The 19,783-nt window shown below is 61.1% G+C and carries 17 protein-coding genes and 1 pseudogene; 11 read left to right on the forward strand and 7 right to left on the reverse strand.

Features of this window, described 5'->3' with window-relative positions; all coding sequences use genetic code 11:
• Window positions 1-595: 595 nt before the first annotated feature.
• From ECTHA_RS0106710 to ECTHA_RS20525, 4 genes are all read left to right on the forward strand, one after another.
• On the forward strand, window positions 596-1,840 hold the full coding sequence (locus ECTHA_RS0106710; RefSeq protein ID WP_158407585.1) for a TolB family protein: 1,245 nt from the start codon (window positions 596-598) through the stop codon (window positions 1,838-1,840).
• On the forward strand, window positions 1,837-5,313 hold the full coding sequence (locus ECTHA_RS0106715) for a hypothetical protein (RefSeq protein ID WP_128571972.1): 3,477 nt from the start codon (window positions 1,837-1,839) through the stop codon (window positions 5,311-5,313). Before ECTHA_RS0106710 ends, ECTHA_RS0106715 begins: the two co-directional genes overlap by 4 nt.
• A 40-nt stretch (window positions 5,314-5,353) precedes the next feature.
• Entirely contained in the window at window positions 5,354-6,049 is a 696-nt protein-coding gene (locus tag ECTHA_RS0106720) for a hypothetical protein (protein ID WP_218915907.1), read from the forward strand.
• Between the two features lie 230 nt (window positions 6,050-6,279).
• Window positions 6,280-6,405 (forward strand): hypothetical protein, encoded by a 126-nt coding sequence (locus ECTHA_RS20525; protein ID WP_274521658.1) that lies wholly within the window; start codon window positions 6,280-6,282, stop codon window positions 6,403-6,405.
• A gap of 20 nt (window positions 6,406-6,425) precedes the next feature.
• On the opposite strand, the gene ECTHA_RS0106730 is transcribed toward ECTHA_RS20525, so the two are convergent.
• From ECTHA_RS0106730 to istA, 5 genes and pseudogenes are all read right to left on the reverse strand, one after another.
• The gene (locus tag ECTHA_RS0106730) at window positions 6,426-7,946 is read right to left on the reverse strand and encodes a hypothetical protein (RefSeq protein ID WP_025282982.1); all 1,521 of its coding nucleotides are present in this window, start codon (window positions 7,944-7,946) and stop codon (window positions 6,426-6,428) included.
• 6 nt (window positions 7,947-7,952) lie between these two features.
• Window positions 7,953-8,894, reverse strand: coding sequence for a hypothetical protein (locus ECTHA_RS0106735; RefSeq protein WP_025282983.1), 942 nt, complete (start codon window positions 8,892-8,894; stop codon window positions 7,953-7,955).
• A 32-nt stretch (window positions 8,895-8,926) separates the two neighbouring features.
• On the reverse strand, window positions 8,927-9,232 hold the full coding sequence (locus tag ECTHA_RS20675) for a SecDF P1 head subdomain-containing protein (RefSeq protein ID WP_419398060.1): 306 nt from the start codon (window positions 9,230-9,232) through the stop codon (window positions 8,927-8,929).
• A gap of 629 nt (window positions 9,233-9,861) precedes the next feature.
• Complete coding sequence (istB, locus tag ECTHA_RS0106745; RefSeq protein ID WP_025280968.1) at window positions 9,862-10,617, reverse strand: IS21-like element helper ATPase IstB; 756 nt, start codon at window positions 10,615-10,617, stop codon at window positions 9,862-9,864.
• A 1-nt stretch (window position 10,618) separates the two neighbouring features.
• Window positions 10,619-12,168 (reverse strand): annotated as a pseudogene (gene istA, locus ECTHA_RS17375) (IS21 family transposase).
• Between the two features lie 230 nt (window positions 12,169-12,398).
• Between istA and ECTHA_RS0106755 the strand changes: the two are divergent.
• From ECTHA_RS0106755 to ECTHA_RS0106785, 7 genes are all read left to right on the forward strand, one after another.
• The gene (locus ECTHA_RS0106755) at window positions 12,399-13,259 is read left to right on the forward strand and encodes an HDOD domain-containing protein (RefSeq protein ID WP_025281649.1); all 861 of its coding nucleotides are present in this window, start codon (window positions 12,399-12,401) and stop codon (window positions 13,257-13,259) included.
• Between the two features lie 7 nt (window positions 13,260-13,266).
• A complete protein-coding gene (locus tag ECTHA_RS0106760) occupies window positions 13,267-14,454 on the forward strand; it encodes a sensor domain-containing diguanylate cyclase (protein ID WP_025281650.1) in 1,188 nt (395 codons plus the stop codon).
• 257 nt (window positions 14,455-14,711) lie between these two features.
• A complete protein-coding gene (locus tag ECTHA_RS0106765; RefSeq protein ID WP_025281651.1) occupies window positions 14,712-16,334 on the forward strand; it encodes a methyl-accepting chemotaxis protein in 1,623 nt (540 codons plus the stop codon).
• Window positions 16,335-16,755: 421 nt separating this feature from the next.
• A complete protein-coding gene (locus tag ECTHA_RS17380; protein WP_051582609.1) occupies window positions 16,756-17,259 on the forward strand; it encodes an MFS transporter in 504 nt (167 codons plus the stop codon).
• A gap of 116 nt (window positions 17,260-17,375) precedes the next feature.
• The gene (locus tag ECTHA_RS0106775) at window positions 17,376-17,759 is read left to right on the forward strand and encodes a hypothetical protein (protein ID WP_025281653.1); all 384 of its coding nucleotides are present in this window, start codon (window positions 17,376-17,378) and stop codon (window positions 17,757-17,759) included.
• A 287-nt stretch (window positions 17,760-18,046) separates the two neighbouring features.
• Window positions 18,047-18,325, forward strand: a complete 279-nt coding sequence (locus tag ECTHA_RS0106780; protein WP_025281654.1) for a type II toxin-antitoxin system RelE/ParE family toxin — start codon at window positions 18,047-18,049, stop codon at window positions 18,323-18,325.
• A gap of 11 nt (window positions 18,326-18,336) precedes the next feature.
• Window positions 18,337-18,609, forward strand: coding sequence for a HigA family addiction module antitoxin (locus ECTHA_RS0106785; protein ID WP_025281655.1), 273 nt, complete (start codon window positions 18,337-18,339; stop codon window positions 18,607-18,609).
• 370 nt (window positions 18,610-18,979) lie between these two features.
• Here ECTHA_RS0106785 and ECTHA_RS0106790 read toward each other — a convergent pair whose 3' ends face one another.
• On the reverse strand, window positions 18,980-19,306 hold the full coding sequence (locus ECTHA_RS0106790; RefSeq protein ID WP_025281656.1) for an addiction module antidote protein: 327 nt from the start codon (window positions 19,304-19,306) through the stop codon (window positions 18,980-18,982).
• Window positions 19,307-19,310: 4 nt separating this feature from the next.
• The gene (locus ECTHA_RS0106795) at window positions 19,311-19,607 is read right to left on the reverse strand and encodes a type II toxin-antitoxin system RelE/ParE family toxin (RefSeq protein ID WP_025281657.1); all 297 of its coding nucleotides are present in this window, start codon (window positions 19,605-19,607) and stop codon (window positions 19,311-19,313) included.
• Between the last annotated feature and the right edge of the window lie 176 nt (window positions 19,608-19,783).

A 19,783-nucleotide genomic window follows, 5' to 3' on the forward strand; every position in this document is an offset into this window, starting at 1 on the left:
AGGACCCACGTCTCGCAGGGAACATCGCCCTGCATGGGGCATGCATTGCGCCCAGACCTACCTTCCTTGATGGGACTACGTCCAGGAGAACAATCGCCACCTTTTAAGCCCGGAATGGCCATCCGCCAGATATTGGCCGGCTCGAAATCATGGTCTTACGGATACGAGCCTACAGCATGTCCGCAGTGTGAGAGGGAACGGACCTCGCCACATCTACCTCTGCCGTCCGCTTCGGGTCGGCTTGCGACAACTGATGAATGCTGTTGGCAGTGGCCGGCCCAGACCGGGCATTTGGACTGCACTGACCAGCGGCCGCAAACCGCTCCAAACCCGACAGGTTATTCCCACCTTTTGGGGAACTCAGTGTGGGACGACCTCTTTATTTCGCCTCAGCGAGGGCGGGAGGCCAGGATGGGGCAGGGGTAACAATGCTCCGCCCAGTACCCATGGGCGAACAGCGTTACTTTTCCAGGCCACATTGCCACGCCTTGCACAGGCTGTCGCAAGCACCAACTCCTTCTTCGCCAAAGACGCGGGCGTTTGGTCGACAATCAGTCGACTTGCCCAAGTGCCATTGGCACATGACACTGATCGCATGAAATGGAACATTGATCCATCTTCGCGAGAACGGTTTTGTCTTCGGGGCTGCATAAATGAACCAGGGTCCGCTTTCAACTTGGGCTTGGTCAACCGTGCAGGCCCGCCTATGGAAAGTTGCCATGGCACCAAGGCAATAACGGGATGGGCCCGCTTGCTGCCAGTTCTTCTCATTCTTTGCCCGGCTGCCACGGGCTGTGTGCTGGATTACGGCCTGGACAACCGTCTGGAGATGACGCCGGGCATTCACTCGATCGAAGGTCTCAATACCCCCTATGATGATTTCAATGTGGCTGCCCCACCTCCGCCACTACACTATGTGATGCCCCTGGCCTTCGCCAGCAATGCACACCAACACGGCGCGGAATTTGATATTGTCGAAGGCCACCTGGAGATCCTTCAAAGCCCCTATCACCAGCGCCGCGACCAGGGGCCCGGGCCACCGATGATCCAGGCCCGGCGACAGGGCCGCTTCCCCTCGATTCCAGAACTTCCGGGTAACCAGCGGGGGCCGACTGCCTTGCTGACCGAAAGGACAGCGGCAGTCTCCTACGTCCCACCACGGAAACATACTGATCCCCACGCAATCGCGCTGACCCAGCGGTCGGCCCCTGCGGTCTGGATGGAAGAGACCAATGCGCAGGACGTCGTGTGGGTATTCGACTCCGATCACGAAGGAAATCGAAACCTTTACTTTGTGGATGAAAAGGGTGAGGCACGACCGTTTTTTGGCAACACAGCGAAGTCTGATGAGGCCTACCTCACCTACGATTATCGTCGCCACCAACTCTACTTCAGTTCCAACCGCTCGGGACGGTATCGCATCTATCGGTTTGACAATCCCGATGGCAACACCGACTTCCGCGCATGGCTGGGCGACAAGACGCTCGCCGGGCTCATCGAGCCCGTCGATGAGTGGGCCGAGCACGGTGACACCCTGGCGCCTCATGTGGCCGGCGATCTGCTGGTCTTTGCTTCCGACCGCCACGGGCAGTTCGATCTGTTCGTGACGCGCTTTCGCGGTGGCCGTTGGCAATCACCCAGGAATCTGCAGCAGTTCCTGCCCGAAGGCGTCTCGCTCAATACCAAGGCTGACGAGTTCCGACCGCTCCTTCTGAAACGATGGTTCTTCGACCAGGGAGAACTCTACTATCCCTGGCGACTCCTGCTGTTTTCATCCAATCGCCCGGGTGGCAGCGGAGGCTACGACCTGTACCTGACAGCCCTGCCGGAGACACTGTGAGATCTAATCAGACGGCAAATCCTGAATTCAGTGCCCTGGCAGACATGATCGTACCCTTGTCGGAGAGCTCAAGCATGCCTCAGACGCCCCGCACGATTCATCACTACAGCCGGACTGGTTCAATCCAGCCGGGCACTCAGGCGGATTGGGTCCACATCACGTGGCCCAATACGGGGACAGCCACCAATCCTGTTCATGAGATCGCTCGATGCCTGGTCATGATGCTGACGGTAATCGTCCTGCTTGGCGGCGGCCTCTTGAAAGATGCTCGGGCCTCGGAGTTCATGTTATTGGCCCAGCAGGATTCGGGACTCGCACCGGATGCCACGTCTGAACTGGAGCAGGCCTATGCCGAGTACCGGCGCGCATACGAGCGCTACACATCGCTTGTCACCGGAGGCGGTGGAGACGAGCCTGATCTGGGACGAGCTCAACAGGAAGCACTCACCGAATACCGGAACGCCTATCAACGTTACCAGCGGCTGAAGGCACAGCAGCCGCAACCCGCTGCCAGGCCCAGCCCGCCTTCATTGACCTCCTTACCCGAGTCCGGCCTCGCTCCCACCGCTGAAGGAGACCGGGTCGAACATGCCTCCGGCACCGTGCTGATCTCCCCGGAGGGAGCCTTGCATCAAGATGTCACGCTGGATCTGCGGGAGATACCCAACCCGCCTTCCACGGCGCCGTTCGAGCAAAAAGGGACCGCCATCGCCGTGGACGGGGTGATGCCGCCCCCCCCCGGCAAGCCCGTTGAGATTCAGTTGCCGGCCTCGGGAGAGAATCCGGCCGTCATGTTCTTTTCCTTGGGTGAGTGGATTCGGTTGCCGGCCAGGAACGTGACCCTGCCCAATGGTGACCCGGGGCTCGCGGTCAACCTCGAACGTGTTCCGATGCCCTGGCTATTGACGGTGGCCGACGCGCCCGAGGCGGGCGAACCGGAACTCGCAGGCGCGGAGCATCCGCTTGCCCGAATGGCACACCTCGAACAACTCCGCCTCACCGACCAGGCCGCCTTCCTGGCGGCGTTTCAACGGGATTCCCAGGCGGGGCTGTACCCTCCACCCACCTCACCGCGCTGGCTGGGTCTGCTTGTCCGTTCGGCCACCGCGAGAAGTAGCCATGGGGGCGGCATTGTCCCGGAACTGCCCTGTTGTATGGAAGACAGCCAAGAAGACAGCCAAAACGCCGACCTTGATGCCGCCCGGGAATTGCTATGTGCCCGCCTCATGTTCCTGCGGGCTGATGCCGCCATGCGCCTCGGACATGAGCAAGGAGCGAGGACGGCCAGCCGACGCTATCTTGACGGCTTGCATCACCTGGATCGTGCTGCCCGGGCGGTCCGTGCACTCGATCAGGATGGCCAGGACCAAGGATTCGCCGACCAGACTGGAACAGATTCACGACTCGCAGGTTTTTCAAGGGATCACGTTTATGGGGGTGAGCTCTCCCTGCGGGACATGACCGAATACTACCTGGGCACCTTCGCACCCTGGGGGTTGCGTCTGACAAAGGCCATACTGGAAGGCGAGGATCAGGTGCTGCTGCCGGGTTTTGATGTACGTGTATTGCCTTTCTTCGGCCACGAGCCCCACCTGGACCTCCAGATTCCGGGCGATTATGTCATCAGCCCCGCTGCGTATCCTCATCGGCCGACGATAGACTATTTCCAGCAGGCGCTGCTGGATTACCTTCAAATCGAACCCGGCCAGCACAAGACCCACGTCACGCTCCGGCTCTATTCCCCCAGGATCTACGAGTACAGCACGCACGAATACTACTCCATGCTGAAAAATGCCGTGGGCGGCGCAAGCTATCTCCTGGGCCTTGGCAAGCTGGCCTTTGGCGCGCCGGTTGCAGGCACGGGTGCCGCCCTGTATTCCGGGTATTCGGTGGTGGCCCCCATCATCGAACGTGCATTCGTCGAGCCACAGGCCCAGCGGCTTTCCGACGCAGGGATCGCCTCCGTATCGAGCACCCTCACGCTTTACAGCGGCAACAAATTGCTGGGCAAGGTGGTTCTGGACGGCGCCCCAGAAGCCTTGCTGTCGTTGGACACCCTGGAATACGCCGGCATGCTCACTGACATGGTCATGAGCTATTACATTGACCACGCCGAATTGCAGAGCATTGAATCACTACGCAGCGAAGGGAGCACCACTGGATACCGGAACGCCAGTGCATGGTTCTGGCAACATGACCGATTCCACCGGCCACCGATGGCCTTCGTTGTCAACATGGATGGGTTCACGAATCACCGCCCGGAACAGGCAAGTGGATCCTATACGGTGAGCGGCCACGGTCGATTCAAGTTGTTCGTGGATTACGACAAACTCGATGTGCTAATACGTGCGGAAGACCTGTCGAGGCAGTTCGTGGTGCGCGAATTCAGTCCGGAGACTGAGCGCCGCATCGGTAATGGCATCGTGTTTGGATCACCCGAGGGTGGAGGTTCCATGCGCCGGGATGACCTGTTGGGTATTCCCGTACGCCGTCCGAACGGATTCATCGGGGCTCAAGATGTCACCGCCTGGGCCGAGGTGAACTTTCATGACAATGCCCCCTCCGGCAAGTTGCTGCAGTTCACGTTGGAAGAGGAACTGCTGGGGCACTGGCGTGATGCAACGGAGCGTTCCAGCATCGAAGAATGGATGGAACGTGTCGAGGTGGAACTGGTACCCGAGAGTGGCCGACCTGTTTACGTGTACATGGGCGACAACAACCTTCTGGGTCTGCATCAGGCTTTTGACTCCCGCGGGGGAATACATCGCTTCGGGCTGGGAATTACCGAAAGCCCACCCGAGATAGACACCCTCCACAATAGGCTGACTCTTCTCAATGCGACCGATCGAGATTCCACCGGTGACTACTCGACGTGGGTATGGGCCTTTCCCATTGGGAACCCGTCTCAGCTTTCACTGAGATACAAGGTCAACCTCACATACGAAGGCACCACACTGGCCTCATTCGATGTCAATTACGAAGGCCTGGGCCCAGAAGTGGTCAAGAAAACGATTGAGCCAACCGGTCGTCTGAGGAGAGATCTGGTTCGCACATTGCACAGCGTCACCTATGAACTCCCTTGGCAGGACCCCTGTATCAATCGGGTATTCGAGCTTCAGGATGACTATAGGCAGCAGGGCTTCATGCTGGTCAGCCGAGCCTGGATAGATCAACTGCCCGCACCTGAGCGGCAACAGCTTTTCCGAAATCTCTCGGCGTATATGGGCGGGGCCACGGGATATCATGTCGAGAAGATCATACCGGATGAGTGCCGACAAATGCTGATGGGTTCGCCAGAGGAGGCACCGACCCTGCGATTCGTCCCGCATGGCGTATATACCTACTACAGGGATGGCGAGATCCATTACCAATATGAGTTCGAACGCGGACGTAAAACCAATGTTCTGGTAGAAAGACCACCCTCTCAGGGATCGGGAAACCCGTTCGGCGGCTGGGCGCCCAGTGTTGACTGACAGGGGTCACGCCACAAACACAAGGGCTGGATAGAGAATCATGAAAGACAATACCACCAGGGGCGCAGACGTTGCCGATGGGTCACCGGAATCAGTTGGCCCCAGCGTCGAGAGAGTTTCGGAAAACATCACCCGGCGTGGCACGGAGTACCGATGGCTCCATGATGTCAGTCTATGGCGGGATACCGTCATCCCCATGATGCTTCTCAAGATCACCCTGCTGGCCGCCCTGATGCCGGCCCTGCTGCTCCTGGTGATCGAGACCCTGGAAGGGTCATTCATGCGGGGTTTGCAGGCCTTTGGCCAGGTCTACGCGATCGTTGCCGGCATCATGCTCTGTCTGATGATCATCGCTTATCCGATCTACGTTCTGATGAGCGGCGGACGCTATTCCATCCTGTTCGAGATGGATGACAAGGGTATCGATCACATCGAGATGCCGTCCAGAGGCGTCAAGCGCTTGGATCTGATGGCGCGGGTCGGCTTCCTGGCAGGGCTGGCCTCCGGCAATCCTTCAGCCGCCGGCGCGAGCCTGCTCGCCTTGTCCCGCAAGAGCATGCACACCCCGTTCAAGCGTGTCCGTAAGGTCGTGGTCTACGAGCGCAAGCGCGTGATCAAGCTGATTGCCCGCAACATGACACGAAACCTGATCTATACCCAGGCTGCCGATTTCAAACTGATCACGGATCTTTTACTTGAGCGCTGCCCCAAGGGTGCGATTGTCATTCGGCGGTGACATATTGTCGTATGAGGCCCGCTGGAGAACGTTTCTGACCTTCATTCACTCATAGCCATTTAGCCGGGAATGGAAGAAAGGCAGCAACTCTCGGGGGATGCCCCGAGTCCGCTTGTCAATGCTCAGCGAGGGATAGCCTTCAACCTCTCACCGCTGGCGAGTCCCCAGCTCGACGCACTAAAGCAACGCCTTAAGCGGTGGAGCTTTACGAAGACTGGATCGCCTCCTCCTTGCGATTCATCATCCACCCGCTGGAGGGGTTGCCAACGCACGATCCCGAAGTCCTGTTCAAGCTAATGCTCGAAGGCCGGGTGACGGATGTGGCCGCACTGAAACATTTCACACTGACCGACTGAAAGGCCTGTAACCGAAAGGCTTACCAACCGAGATGACGCAGGTGGATGTCTTCCCAGTCGATCGACTCGCCGGGCATCAGCGTGACAGCGTTTGGGACGCCAGAGCGGGGGTCGATCGGCTCGAGGAAAAGACGCAACCCGCCCTCTGGGGAGAGTTCCAGGAGGTAGATTCTGAGTCCAGCCGCCGATAGTTCCCCGACTTGCCAAGGCCACAGTTCGACGTGGTTATGCCCGGGCCCCCAGTGCCCGTCCCGCCAAACAACGTTTACCGGCGCCGCCGTCGACTCCGCTTCCGGCGGTTGCCCATCCGGGTCGTCCGAAACCCATAGGCGCGCCGTCCCATCGGGCACTGGGAGCCATTTTCGTGCGTCAACCCAGTCGGCCGCAGCAGGCGGGGGGACGTCCAGCTCGTAACCCGCGAGCTCCAGCCGAAACCCGCTGATCGCCGGGAAGACCCGGCTGAGCTCCCGGATCAGGATGTTGGCGCCTCTCCAGTCAAGTTTCAAGGCACGAAACTCCTGAGCGGTCACCGGGCTCGGAATCTCGTTACAGCGCCCGATCCACACCTGCTCGTCCAGCGCGCGGCTGCACAGCTCCCCGGTTCGGACGTGCGGCGGCAGGCTGCGCAGGAGATCGTCCAGGTCGGCCTGATCCGGAAGCCGGCTCAGCCCGGCGGCGTCGTAGTCGATCTCCAGTGCCTGCGCGCCACGTTGCAGGCCGGCCTGCGGCCAGTCCATGGTTGCCAGAATCTGATCACCCCTGCGGACCTCCAGATTCACTCGGTCAACATTCACGCGCCGGACCAGGCGATCGGCGCCTCCCGGTTGCATACGTCCCGCATCTCCTGCCAAATTGATCAGCATCGCGAGCTGGCGGTAGCTCCCACCCGCGCCCCGTTCGGGCCAGCCAACGTGCAAGGTGAGCACACGACCCTCGAGCTCGAAACGCATCGTCGCGCCATCGGGCAGCGTGCGCGCCGCCAGTTCTTCGACCGCTTGGGGAAGCCCGGCGTGCTCAACGTGCAACGCGTGCTGTTCCTTCAATACACTCTGGGTGGGCAGACCGGCTAGACTGGCGACCACCGCTACCGAAACCCGCGCAAGGAAGCGCCCCCGCCCCTGCTCCAACCAGCGTTCTCCCGGGTGCCGATAGAGCACAGCAAAGGCCACGGCGGGCAACCACCACGCGAGGCCCATGACGATCTTGAGGCCGATCACATCCCAGCCCGAAACGCCCAGCGCAACGCGGAACCAGTAAAAACTGGTCAGCAAGACCGCAACCAGCGCAATCACCACGAAATCCCAGAGGGTTCGTTCCGGGGTGACTTGCGGGACTCGGGCAAAAATGAGGTTGGTGGCCAGGGCAAGAACGACCACAGCGATAAGCACCCACTCCAGCAAGCCCTCACCCAGGATGGCGGAGGGCAACAGGCCTACAAGACCCGAGAATATGAGGATCAGGGCGACGGGATAGAGCCAGGGCGAGGCTGGGCCACCCCGGCGCCGGGCAGAACTCGCAATCGTCGTCTTTCCGGTGCTCATCGCGCGTCAATGATGGGCTGTTTCGAAGCGCCAGAGTTTCATGCTCGTGCCCCTGCCGTCGCTTCCGTCAGAAGAACGCCCGGCGCACGCGATCAGTTCGTCATCTCCACGCCACACGAAGGCGAAGACCTGACCGCGCAACGGCGTAGGTTGACCGCGCCGTTCAACCACGAAGCTCCGCGTGGGTCGGCCGAACCACCAACTGATTTCCTCGCTCACTCTGTAAGCCAGTCGAGTCATGGACTCGGACCAAGCATAGCGGCTGACCATGACCAAGTCCGACAGCGCGCTTCGGGCCTCGTGGCGAGCGAGCAGAAGTCCATCACTACGTCGGCGCAGTTCGACCGCGCAGCAGCCGTCACGAATAATCTCCAGATCGCCGCGGGCTTGGTTTGGAATAACCGGATCCCGGTGCGACTGCCACTCGACTTCGAGCGGCTGACGACAGGATTCGGGTGGTGAGGCAACTGGTACCAGTTCGGAGTCCAGTTTGAGTTCGGCGCGATACCAAGGGCGCTCGGTAGCCGCTCGCCGCCCGCTGCCACGCACGTACACCCCCTTTTCGGCGTCATCCCAACACAGGCTGGATGGAGAAAACGAGAGACCTTCGGATCGATCGGCCGGTCCGGCGGGCAGCACAAGCCGTCGGCTTTCGAACTGCAGCAGGGCTGGCGACATCACCGATGTGCGACTGCCCGTGCTCGGGTCACCACGGAAATGCCGAATCCAGAACAACATCCAGTCCTTGTCGGCTGAGAAGCTGGCCACGGGCAGGGCGCTGCAATAGACCGAATTGAGATCAACAAGCCACTCGCCCGCGCTGCCCTGCTTGTCCACTGATGGCGAGCAGGCCACTGCCAGCAGGACCACTAAGCCATACAGGAGAGCGCGATAGACCCCGATGGCGGGAGCGGTAGATGGCTCTTGGGACGAATTCCGGATCGTCATGGTCTTTTGTGGCGCGATTCCGCTGTCCTACCTCAGTGACCGATTGCAATTTCTGCGCTCTCAACCCCGCATGGCGTTACCGGAAATTCCCCGGCCAGCATTCGCTGCCATACCAGGGCTGCCGTCTGCGAACTGAATGTGCCCTGCAACTTTCCACTGTCTATCGGCGCCGCGATTCCGGCTCTTGAGAATTCGCGATCACCGATGACAATGCGAATTACGCTGCCGACGTTCGCCTGCGTGAAGTTCTCAAGCCTGATGGCACCTGATTCGGTCAATTGGATGCAAACTCGCCAGCCACGATCCTGTCGGTTCCCCGACGGGTGATTTCTCCACATAAGGCAAACACAGGTGCAACGCCGGCGCAGATTCCGCCGCTGCGTTGGCGGCAGCAACCAGGAGCAGTAAAGCCATCAACTTCATGGTGACGTCTTCCATACGCCGGACCTCACCCGTGCACAGCCCTAGGGTCGGCTGCATGCCTGGGCTCTCCATCTTCATCTTTCGGGCCGACCCAGGAGAGCGGGTTGTGCGCGACCTCCCATAGATAGCCGTCTGAGTCCACAAGGTAACAGGAGTACCCACCCCGGAACACCTCTTAGGCAGGTTTCACCCTGAACCAACCCGCATTTTCCGGAGGCGGCCTGCGTTGGGTCAGGCAGCGCTACCAGGACCCTTCAGATGCGGATACCGCCTTTGAAGCGGGTCGACCCGTTTGAACGGCGCGCGCATGGGTGGGTTTCGGACGTCCGCAGCAAATCGGTAAAGAGTCGTTCGTGAGCGGGGGGACGGTGGCCGTTCAGGGTCGGCTAGAGACATCAGCAAGGAGCTACGTTCCGGGAGGTCGAGTATTCCCGGCTGACTGCGTAGACCGCTGAAGGTTGCCACCCATTCCACGTGAAGCCTGCCACCCGGACCGGGGCAAAGCTGCCACCCATCGGAGCGTAGCGACGCGGGGTTTTCCTTCTTACTCCGACGTTGCGGTGTCGGTCAACTTGGACTGGGTTTTTCGCATGGACTCCCCTCTGAGATTGATCTTGTAGGCGTTGTGAACCAAGCGATCCAGAATGGCATCAGCCAGGGTGGCATCACCGATGACGTCGTGCCATTGGTCCATGGGCAGTTGGCTGGTGGCGATGGTGGATCGTCTGCCGTGGCGGTCTTCCAACACCTCCAGGAGGTCACGGCGGTTTTCAGCATTGAGTTTCATGAGCCCCCAGTCGTCGAGAATCAGTACATCCACTTTGGCCAAGTTGGCCAGAAGCTTTGCGTACTGACCATCCCCCTTGGCGATGCTCAGCTCCCGCAACAGACGGGTTAGACGAACGTAGTGGGCGGTGTGTCCCTCTCGGCAGGCCTTATGGGCCAAGGCACAGGCCAGCCAGGTTTTGCCAACCCCGGTGGGGCCGGTGATGAGGATATTGAGGTGTTCCTTCACCCACTGGCAGGCCGCCAGGGATTGGATCAACCCCTTGTCCAGGCCGCGCGGGTTCCGATAATCCAGGTCTTCGAGGCTCGCTGTGTGTCGCAGCTTGGCCTGGCGCAACCGGCTCGCCATGCGCCGATTTTCCCGTTCGGTTGTTTCGCGGTCCACCAACAGTCCAAGGCGTTCTTCGAAGCTCAGTTCCTGGATGTCGGGTGTGGCCACCTGGTCGGCCAGGGCGGCCGCCATGCCGGTTAACTTGAGGGCGTGGAGTTTATCCAGGGTGGGATGTTTGAGCATGTCAGACCCCCTCAGAGTAGTAGGCTGGGCCGCGGATGTTGTCGTGGCCATCAGGTAAGGCCAGCTCCTGCTGTTCTTCCAGAGGCTGTTCATCCAGGCGGTGTTTGAGGATGGATTCGATGTTCTTTAGCGGCACGTCCCAAGCGTCAGCGCGCGTTGACAGGCGGCCTCCAAGCGAACATCACCAAACGTCTTCCCCAGGCGGAGGATGCCCAGACAGGAACGGTAGGCTTGCTGGGGGTGCTTTCGGGCACCCAGGGCGGTGCAGATGAGCTTTTCTGTTGCAGGCCCGGTCTTGGCGGCCCATGCGATCAGACGCTTGGGCGTCCACTCACCTGACTGCCGATGGGATTCGGGCATGTGGGCGGCCACGGTGGTGTGCCGACCCTTCTGATCGGAGCGAGGGTGGCTGGCAATGCGGTTGCCCCGGTAAAAACACTCGATGGTGTTGTGGGTGATCCGGACCTCGACCTCCTTCTTGATCAGGGCGTAAGGCACCGAGTAGTAGTGCCCCCCGATGGCCACGTGGTAGTCGATATGTACCCGGGCCTTCTTCCATTCGGCATAGACATAACGCTCTGCCGGCAGAGGCTGCAGGGCCGGCTTGTCCAACTGCTCGAAGTGTTCGCGCCGACAACCGGGCAACTTCCGGAACGGGCGGTTGTTGAGCTTCTCCAGCAGTTCACGGATGCTGGATTTGAGTTGCCCAAGAGAGAAGTGCTGACGGTGGCGCAGTGCCGCCAGTATCCACCGCTCAACGATCAGCACGCCACCCTCCACCTTGGCCTTGTCCCGGGGTTTTCGGGATCGTGCGGGGACAACGGCCACACCGTAATGGGCGGCCATGTCCTGATAGGTCGGGTTGAGATCCGGATCGTAACGATGCGCCTTGGTGACGCCCGATTTCAGGTTGTCCGGCACCACCAGCTCTGGCACACCTCCGAAGAACTCGAAGGCCCGGATGTGGGATCCAATCCAGTCGGGCAGTGTCTGGCTCCAGGTCGGCTCTGCATAGCTGTAATTGGACGCCCCAAGTACTGCCACGAAGATCTGAGCCTCGCGGATCTCCCCGGTATTGCGATCAATGACTGGCACAGTCTGGCCGGCATAGTCCACAAACAGCTTCTCTCCAGCCCGGTGGTCCTGACGCATCACCATGTCCAGCTTGCCCTGCCAGGCCCGATAGTTCTCGCAAAACCAGCTGTACTGATACCCCTCTGGGTGGGCTTCCCGGTACTCCTGCCAGATCAGGAAAAGGGTGACGTGCTTGCCCCTCAACTCCTCTTTGACCCGATGCCAGTCCGGTACGACCCGGGCATGGGCTGGCAGGTCTGGAGGGGGCGGAAATAACAACTGCTCCAGGCGACTTTCGCCCAGGTCCTCTGGCAATGGCCAACTCAAACCCGCCTCGGCAAAACGCCGAAGATACTCCCTCACGGTGGGACGACTGATACCGCAGGCCAATGCGACCTGGCGGTTGCTCAGCCCTCGCTCCCATTTGAGGCGTAGGACTTCTTTGATCTTCCGCATGGATAACCTCTTCGCTGGCATCTGACCTTCCCCGGATGGAAAGGACCAGCCTACCGGTAAGTTATCCCGCGTCTGGACACTTCGATGAGTCGACTCAGCGCCTCTGCCTGGGTGGCAGCCTTGCCGTGGAATCAGTGGCAGCTTTCCCCTGGAATGGGTGGCAGGCTTGCCGTGGAATCAGTGGCAACCTTGCTCCGGAATACGCAGGCTGACGGAGTCCGACTTCCCGATCGAACGTGTATAGTCCCCGCATGCCCGAAAGATTGGACACCAAGGCAGGACGTATCCGGCGCCTGCAGGATCTGCCGCCGCTGCCCCAGGTGGCTGACTCGCTGCTTCGCGAGCTGGCCGCTGATGACGCGGCCATCGGGCAACTGGCCGATCTGATCGGTACCGAGCCGGCCCTGACTGCCCGAGTGATTGGTGTGGCCAATACCGCCTATTTCGGAGGATCACGCCAGGTGTTCTCAGTACAGGCCGCGATCTCCCGCCTCGGCCTGAACATGGTCCGCGGGCTCGCCCTGGGCCTGTTGATCAACGACCACCTCTCACCCCGCCGCTGCCGCTCCCTGGACCTGGATCGCTACTGGTTTGTCTCCATGGTGGGGGCCCGGTTGGCCCGGGAGCTCTCTCGATACGTGGAGTCCGGGACCCTGGCCGCCGATCAGGCCTATCTGTCTGCGCTATTGCGCCAACTGGGCGTCATCGTCCTGTGCGATCTTGAGCCTCAGGGCATGGACAAGGCTCTGGCTGGCAATGGCCAGGATGATGCCCGCGTGATGGCAGCCCGCGCCCAGCGAGAGCTTGGACTGGATCACCACATGGCAGGTAGGATCCTGGCCGAACGCTGGCACCTGCCCGCCGAGGCGGCCACAGCCATGCGTCATTACGCCGACCCAGGTTACCGCGGAGATCATCAATTGCTGGTGGGCCTGGTCGGAGTCTGCGATACCCTGGCCGAATCGCTGTTCGACCAAGTCGAGGCCTGTCCGACCGTGGAAACTCTGGATCGGCTGGATCTGCCGGCGTCTGCCGTCGATAAGGTTGTCGAGGTTTGTCGTGAGCAGCGGGATGCCATTGTCGCGGCCAGCCGACAGATGTCCGCCCCTTGAGGACACCGTGGATCTGACACCCTTCGCTGAAGCCTACAGAGAAACCAACCGGCGGATGGTCCAGTTGCTGGACTTCCTTTCCGCCCTGCATGCCTTGTCCGAGGTGGGTCCCGCTGTTACCGACCAACGGAAAATGCTGGACCAGGCCCTCAAGGGCCTGCTCGAGAACCAGAATATGTCACGTTGCTCTGTCTTCCTGTGTGAGCACGACCAATTGGTGAATGCTGCCGGCCTGAGTTGGGCCGAGTTGATCGGGCTACCCGGTCAAGCCGTACGCCGCGCCTTCCCGGTGGGAGATGGCGTGATGGGTCGCGCGGTGACCACCGGGGTGGTTCAGTATTCGTCCGATTGCCGCAACGATCCGGCTTTCCTGTCGTTGCCCGCCGATATCAGTCCGGCAGTCTCCAGCCTGATCTCCGTGCCCATCCGCATTGCCGATAACGTGTTGGGTGTGCTGAACGTCTCTCACACCGACAGCGATGCCTTCGGTCCGGATGAAGAGCGGTTGCTTACCCTCTACGCCCATTTTCTTGGACAGATGCTGGTCAACTGGCAGCATGTCCACAACCTGGAGGAGCAGGTGGGGCAGCGAACCCGTGAGTTGGAGTCGGCCCTGGAGGAGGCCCGTGAGTTGCAGCAGCGGTTTCAGAGCCTGGCAGTGCTGGATGACCTCACCGGCCTGCACAACCGGCGATTCTTCTTCGCCGAAGCCCGTGCCATCCTGGCCCGCGGCTTGCGCCAGGGCTCGGCCGCTTCGCTGATCCTGCTGGATCTGGACCACTTCAAGCGGATCAATGACGAGTTTGGCCACGCCGCTGGTGATCAGGTGCTCCAGGATGTGGCACTGGCTCTTGGCCAACTGGTGCGGGAGGGCGATGTGCTGTCCCGTTACGGCGGCGAGGAGTTCGTGCTGCTGCTACCGGGCACAGACCTGGACGGAGCCATTGGTGTGGGTAAACGCATCCGCCAGGCTCTCGCCGGCCTGGCGTGGGTGTTCGATGACTCTGGGCCGCAGCGGATCACGGCCAGTATCGGCATCTGCACACTGGTGCTGGAGGGGCCGCGGCGGCATCCTCCCCCGGGTGATGTGCTGGAGAACATGCTGGCACGGGCTGATCTCACCATGTACGCCAGCAAGGATGCCGGTCGAAATTGCTTGCGGGTATCCACGCTGGAACTGCTGGACAACCCCTGAAGCTTTGGGATGACTCCATCCCTGGAACCATGCCCTGTGCTCATGCCGTGCCCGCACGGCCACAGGATCGCCGGCAATAATCCGAAACGATGCCCCAAAAAGGGGGCGAACACCTTTTCACGGGAGAATAGCCGCGCCGGGTGCGTCGCCGTGAGTCGGGGCACATCCAGGATGCCAATCAAGAACCGCCAGACAATGCCGATAACCTTCAAAACGTACAAGATGCGCCTGACGCGCTCGACACGGATACCTGAACCATGCTGTCTTACCTGACCATCGGTCGCAAGCTGGCGGCCTCCTTTACGATCGTTCTCTTGATCCTGCTGGTGATCGCCTTGATCGGATGGAACGGCCTGAGTCGTATGGGCGACGCCCAGGCGCGCGTGGCTGATACCTACGAGCAGGCCATCTTCCAGGTGCAAAAGGAGGTGGACCATCTGGTCTGGGTGAATGACCTGGCCAACGTCTTCGTGCTGGGCACCGCATTTCAGGGGCAACTTGACCACACCCAATGCGACTTTGGGCAGTGGTATTACAGCTTTCTCAACAGCGAAGCCTTTGATCGGGCGCCGGGGGATTTTCGCCGTACCTTCCATGCCATTGAGCAACCGCATCGAGAATTGCATCAAACCGCCATCCGTATCCTGCGCGCCGTGGAAAATGGGAATCGCGAGCAGGGGCTGGAGATCTATCAGGGGCAGACCCTGGGCCATCTGGAGACACTCCGGGGCCTGCTGGATGATCTGGGGGCCGGGCTCACGCGCCAGCGAGAGCTCGTGAGTGCTCAGGCGGAGCGTACCGCCGTGGCATCCACAACCACCATGAGCATCGCTGCCCTGGCGGCATTGGCCTCGGCCGTCATGCTGGGCTGGTTGCTGACCCGGGTCATCGTCACCCCTCTCAAGGCCACAACCGCTCATCTGCAAGCCATCGCCGAGGGAGATGGGGATCTGACTCAGCGCCTGCCGGTGCAGGGGCGCGACGAGGTGGCCGACCTGTCGCGAGCCTTCAATGGCTTTGCCGACCGCGTGCATGGGCTGGTCAAGCAGGTGGTGGGAGCCTCCGCGCAGTTGGCGGCAGCGGCCGAAGAATTGTCCGCCACCAGTGGCGAAACACGCCAGCAGGTGCGTAACCAGCAATCGGAAGTGGAGCAAGTGGCCACCGCCATGAATGAGATGGCAGCCACAGTCCAGGAAGTGGCCCGCAACGCCTCCGAAGCAGCCAGCACCACACGCAGTACAGACGAGCAGTCCAGGGAAGGCACTCAGGAAGTGGAGCGGACCATCGAAACCATCCGGGCACTGGCCCATCAGGTGGAAGAATCCGCCGAGGTCATCGGTACCGTATCGGCCGATAGCGACGAGATCGGCAAGGTGCTGGATGTGATCCGGGGCATCGCCGAGCAGACCAACCTGCTCGCCCTGAACGCCGCCATCGAGGCTGCCCGGGCCGGTGAACAAGGACGGGGCTTTGCGGTGGTGGCCGACGAGGTCCGGACCCTGGCCTCCCGCACTCAGGCCTCCACCAACGAAGTACAGGAAATGATCGAACGTCTGCAGTCAGGTGCCGCCCGGGCGGTCAAGTCCATGGGCGAAGGGCGCACCAAGGCCCAGGCGGGTGTGGAGCAGGCGGCACGAGCGGGAGAGTCCTTGCAGGTGATCAGCCGTTCCATCGGGACCCTCAACGACATGAATGCCCAGATCGCCAGTGCGGCCGAGGAGCAGTCCGCGGTGGCCGAGGAGGTCAACCGCAACGTGGTCAATATCAGCGATGGAAGTGAGCAAACGGCGGCGGGTGCCGAACAGATCACCGCCGCCAGCGAGGAACTGGCGCGCCTTGCCGCAGACCTGCAACACCGGGTGGGAAGCTTCAAGGTCTGATCACGGATCCGGGCCCGGATCCGTTGGGTCGGCGACGACGAAGAGCCGCCCGCTTGCAGCGCGTCCTTCAAGCCCCCTGTTACGTCCCACCCTATCCAAGGCTTTCTATCCCGACCTCTGGGAGGTGAGATGAAGACTGCATCTCGAACTGAGTCCAAAAGGTAGGACTGACATGTCCGTTTCGAGCGGCTTCTGGTTCCCACGCCTTCTTGGTCCCGGAGCGACATGGCTGTCATGCCTCCCTTGGACGACCTCCGGATGACTTGTCACTTGGTTCGCATGGAACACGATGAAATCCTGCGCTTGACGTAACAGAACACGCTCATGCCGCGGATCTCCGAGGATTCGGGCAAGGGGTGGAACAATTGGCTCAAAGCGTTAGGATGCAGGACTGATCTTCGACCCCTGGGTGTGGTGGGTCTTGCGCATCTTCAACGGCATCTCGGTGGTAGGGCTCTACATGGTCATCGAGAGCTGGCTCAATGAACGGGCTCGACACAACCGGGGCCAGATCTTTGCCGTCTACATGATGATCTGCCTGGTGATGCTCGGCGTGGGACAGTTTCTGGTGCTGATCTACGGGCCGGGCCACCTGGCCAGCTTTGCCCTGGTGGCCATCCTGTTCTGCCTGGGCTTGATCCCCATCGCCCTGACCCCGGCCCTGCAGCCTACCCCCATCAAGGCCCAGCCCCTGTCACTGAAGGCGCTCTACCACAGGACGCCAGTGGGCGTGGTCGGCGCGCTGGTGGCCGGGATCGCCTCGGGGCTGTCCCTGTTTGCCCTCTGGCGGATCCTGCGGGAACCGGCGGTCGCTCCCGAAGAGAAGGCTGGCTTCGTGCCCATCACCCGCACATCGGCGGTAGCCGCCGAGCTGGATCCGCGCACGGAGCAACAAGCAGAACTGGAACTGGGGTACAAGCCTTAGCACACGGGCCCCTCCTGCCAGGCACGGACCCAGCCGGGCCAGACCCTATAGCCGCCCTTTTTTTTGGACACCAGGCTGCAGTGCGGCTTCTGGAGGCCAATCCTTGCGAGTCCGTGATGTTGCGATCGTTCCGGGTCGGTCATGCTGATATCGAACCGATCATCGGCTTTGTCCGGGAGGGCAACATCGCCCAGTTCAACGACCCGGCCTTCGTCACGGAACTCGTGTCGTGGATCCGGTTTTCCCGACGAGAAGCATCGGAGCAAAGGGATGGCCTGACCGCACAGGCCCTGGGGTTCCCTACGATTCCCCGGTGGTTTGGACGCTGGATCATGACCAAGCAGGTCAAACCGGAAAGTGAGGCCGCCCGGCAGGAGAAGGCCATCCGCAGTGCCTCCGTGCTGCTGCTCTTCATTGCCCGGGATCACGACAAGCGTCACTGGGTTGACCTGGGCCGCAGTGATGACGCCCTGGAGATGGCCGAACGCACCGAGTGCTGATCTGCCTGGGCCGGTCAGTGATCCCCCCTCCAAGGACGCTGACCGGCCCTGAGCGGACATTGGAGGGCTTGGATCTGAGCGGCTGAAGTCGATTCTCTAACGGGCACGCCGAACCAGCCTGATCCACATGGGGAGCGCTTCGGGAAGGCCTTCGAGGTTGAAGGGTGAAGGTTTTACGGGTTTCACAAAGTTGGTCTCAGCAGTCGGAACCAGGTGTGGATGAAACTTGGTGCGTCACGTGATGGACGTCATTGCATGACGTATACCGATACTATACGATCAGGGGCGTGATCAAGAGCTTCGGGCACAAAGGCCTCCGAAAATTCTTCGAGACTGGGTCCAAGGTGGGTATCCAGAGCGGGCATGCTGCCAAACTGTCCCGTCAACTCGCTGTGCTGAATCGGGCTAGCACCCCGGAGGACATGAATCTGCCAGGCTGGGCTTTGCACCCACTCAGAGGCAACCTGTCGGAGCATTGGTCCGTTTCGGTCAGCGGCAACTGGCGGCTGACCTTCAAGTTCGATAACGGTGATGCAATCCTGGTCGATTATCAGGACTACCACTGAGGAGGGTCATGATGACGATGCACAATCCACCGCACCCCGGAGAAATCCTGCGAGATGACGTGTTGCCAGCGCTGGGGCTTTCGGTGGCGGCCGCGGCTCGCGAACTGGGCGTCACGCGGGCAGCGCTGTCCCGTGTGCTTCACGGTCACGCGGGTATTTCACCGAAGATGGCTTTGCGCATCGAGCGCTGGCTGGGTGTGGAGCGAGGCGGACGTGCCGAAGTCTGGGCGGGAATGCAACTCGATTACGATCTTTGGCGTGAGCGCCACGGCAAGGCGGCTTAGTGTTGGGTCTGCGGGGAATGCGCCCGAAATAACGTGGTACCGGATGGTAAGTTGGCGAGGATCACCCGACGGCCCCGGCGCTGGTCGACATACGCACTCATCAAGTTACAGTTCATCCTGCGGGGGGCTTGATCTGTGGTCTTCAATCCCATCGCATCCGGGGTATTTCGAGTGGCAGCTGTGAGTACGAGTGGAGTCTCTCTACACCTCCACAGACCGTCCGCTATGGGTCGGCAAGAGTCCCCGGCAGACCGGGGAAGCCGCGCGAGCAGGAGTATTGTAGCGTCGCGCCCGGGACTGACTGAGAGACCCGTACCCCCATTTCCGTCTGAGCCCCGGCAAGACCGGGGCTTTCGCGTTCGAGTGGCCGCTACTGCACCGAAGCGCCCGGTTCCCGGTTCTCGTTCGCGCTTTGGGCGTGCAGCCGAAGCCCGAGGGCGCGCACAACCTTCATGATCGTGGTGAACTCAGGGTTTCCCTCGCTGGACAGCGCTCTGTACAGTCCCTCGCGAGCCATGCCGGTGTCCCGGGCCAGTTGGGTCATACCGCGGGCTCGGGCAATGTCTCCGAGAGCGGCCCGGATCAGGCTCCCGTCCCCGGGATCTTCAGCGAAGCAGGCATCGAGATAGAGGGCCATGTCCTCGTCCGTGTGGAGGTGGTCCACTGCGTCCCAGGGCTTCAGTGTCACGTTGGTCATGTCGTCAGTCTCCAATCTGCCGGGCCAGTTCGGTGGCCGCGCGAATGTCCCGTTGCTGGGAGTCCTTGTCGCCACCGGCCAACAGGATCACGATCTCGATGCCCCGCCGGGTGAAATAGATCCGGTATCCGGGTCCGCAGTCGATCCGCATCTCCTGCACGCCCTTGCCGACCGTCTTCGCGTCGCCCATGTGCCCCATCTCCACGCGCCGCAATCGGGCTGCGATCCGGGCCTTGCCCTGACGGTCCCGGAGTGACTCGAACCATGCATCGAACGTACTGGTTGTCTGGATCGTGACCATTGGACCGTATTGTGAACCATAGTTCACTCGTGGTCACGCGCTGGCGTGTCTTGATGCAAACCTCCCCTTACCGGGCTGGAATCACCCAGACACTCGGCATCAACGTAGAAGGAGTCCGAGAGATGCAGGGCATGCTGCCGCCGACGCTCCTTGGGCGCTGGGAAGTGTTCCTCAAC

The sequence above is a fragment of the Ectothiorhodospira haloalkaliphila ATCC 51935 genome (genome assembly GCF_000633935.1).
Classification (GTDB): domain Bacteria; phylum Pseudomonadota; class Gammaproteobacteria; order Ectothiorhodospirales; family Ectothiorhodospiraceae; genus Ectothiorhodospira; species Ectothiorhodospira haloalkaliphila.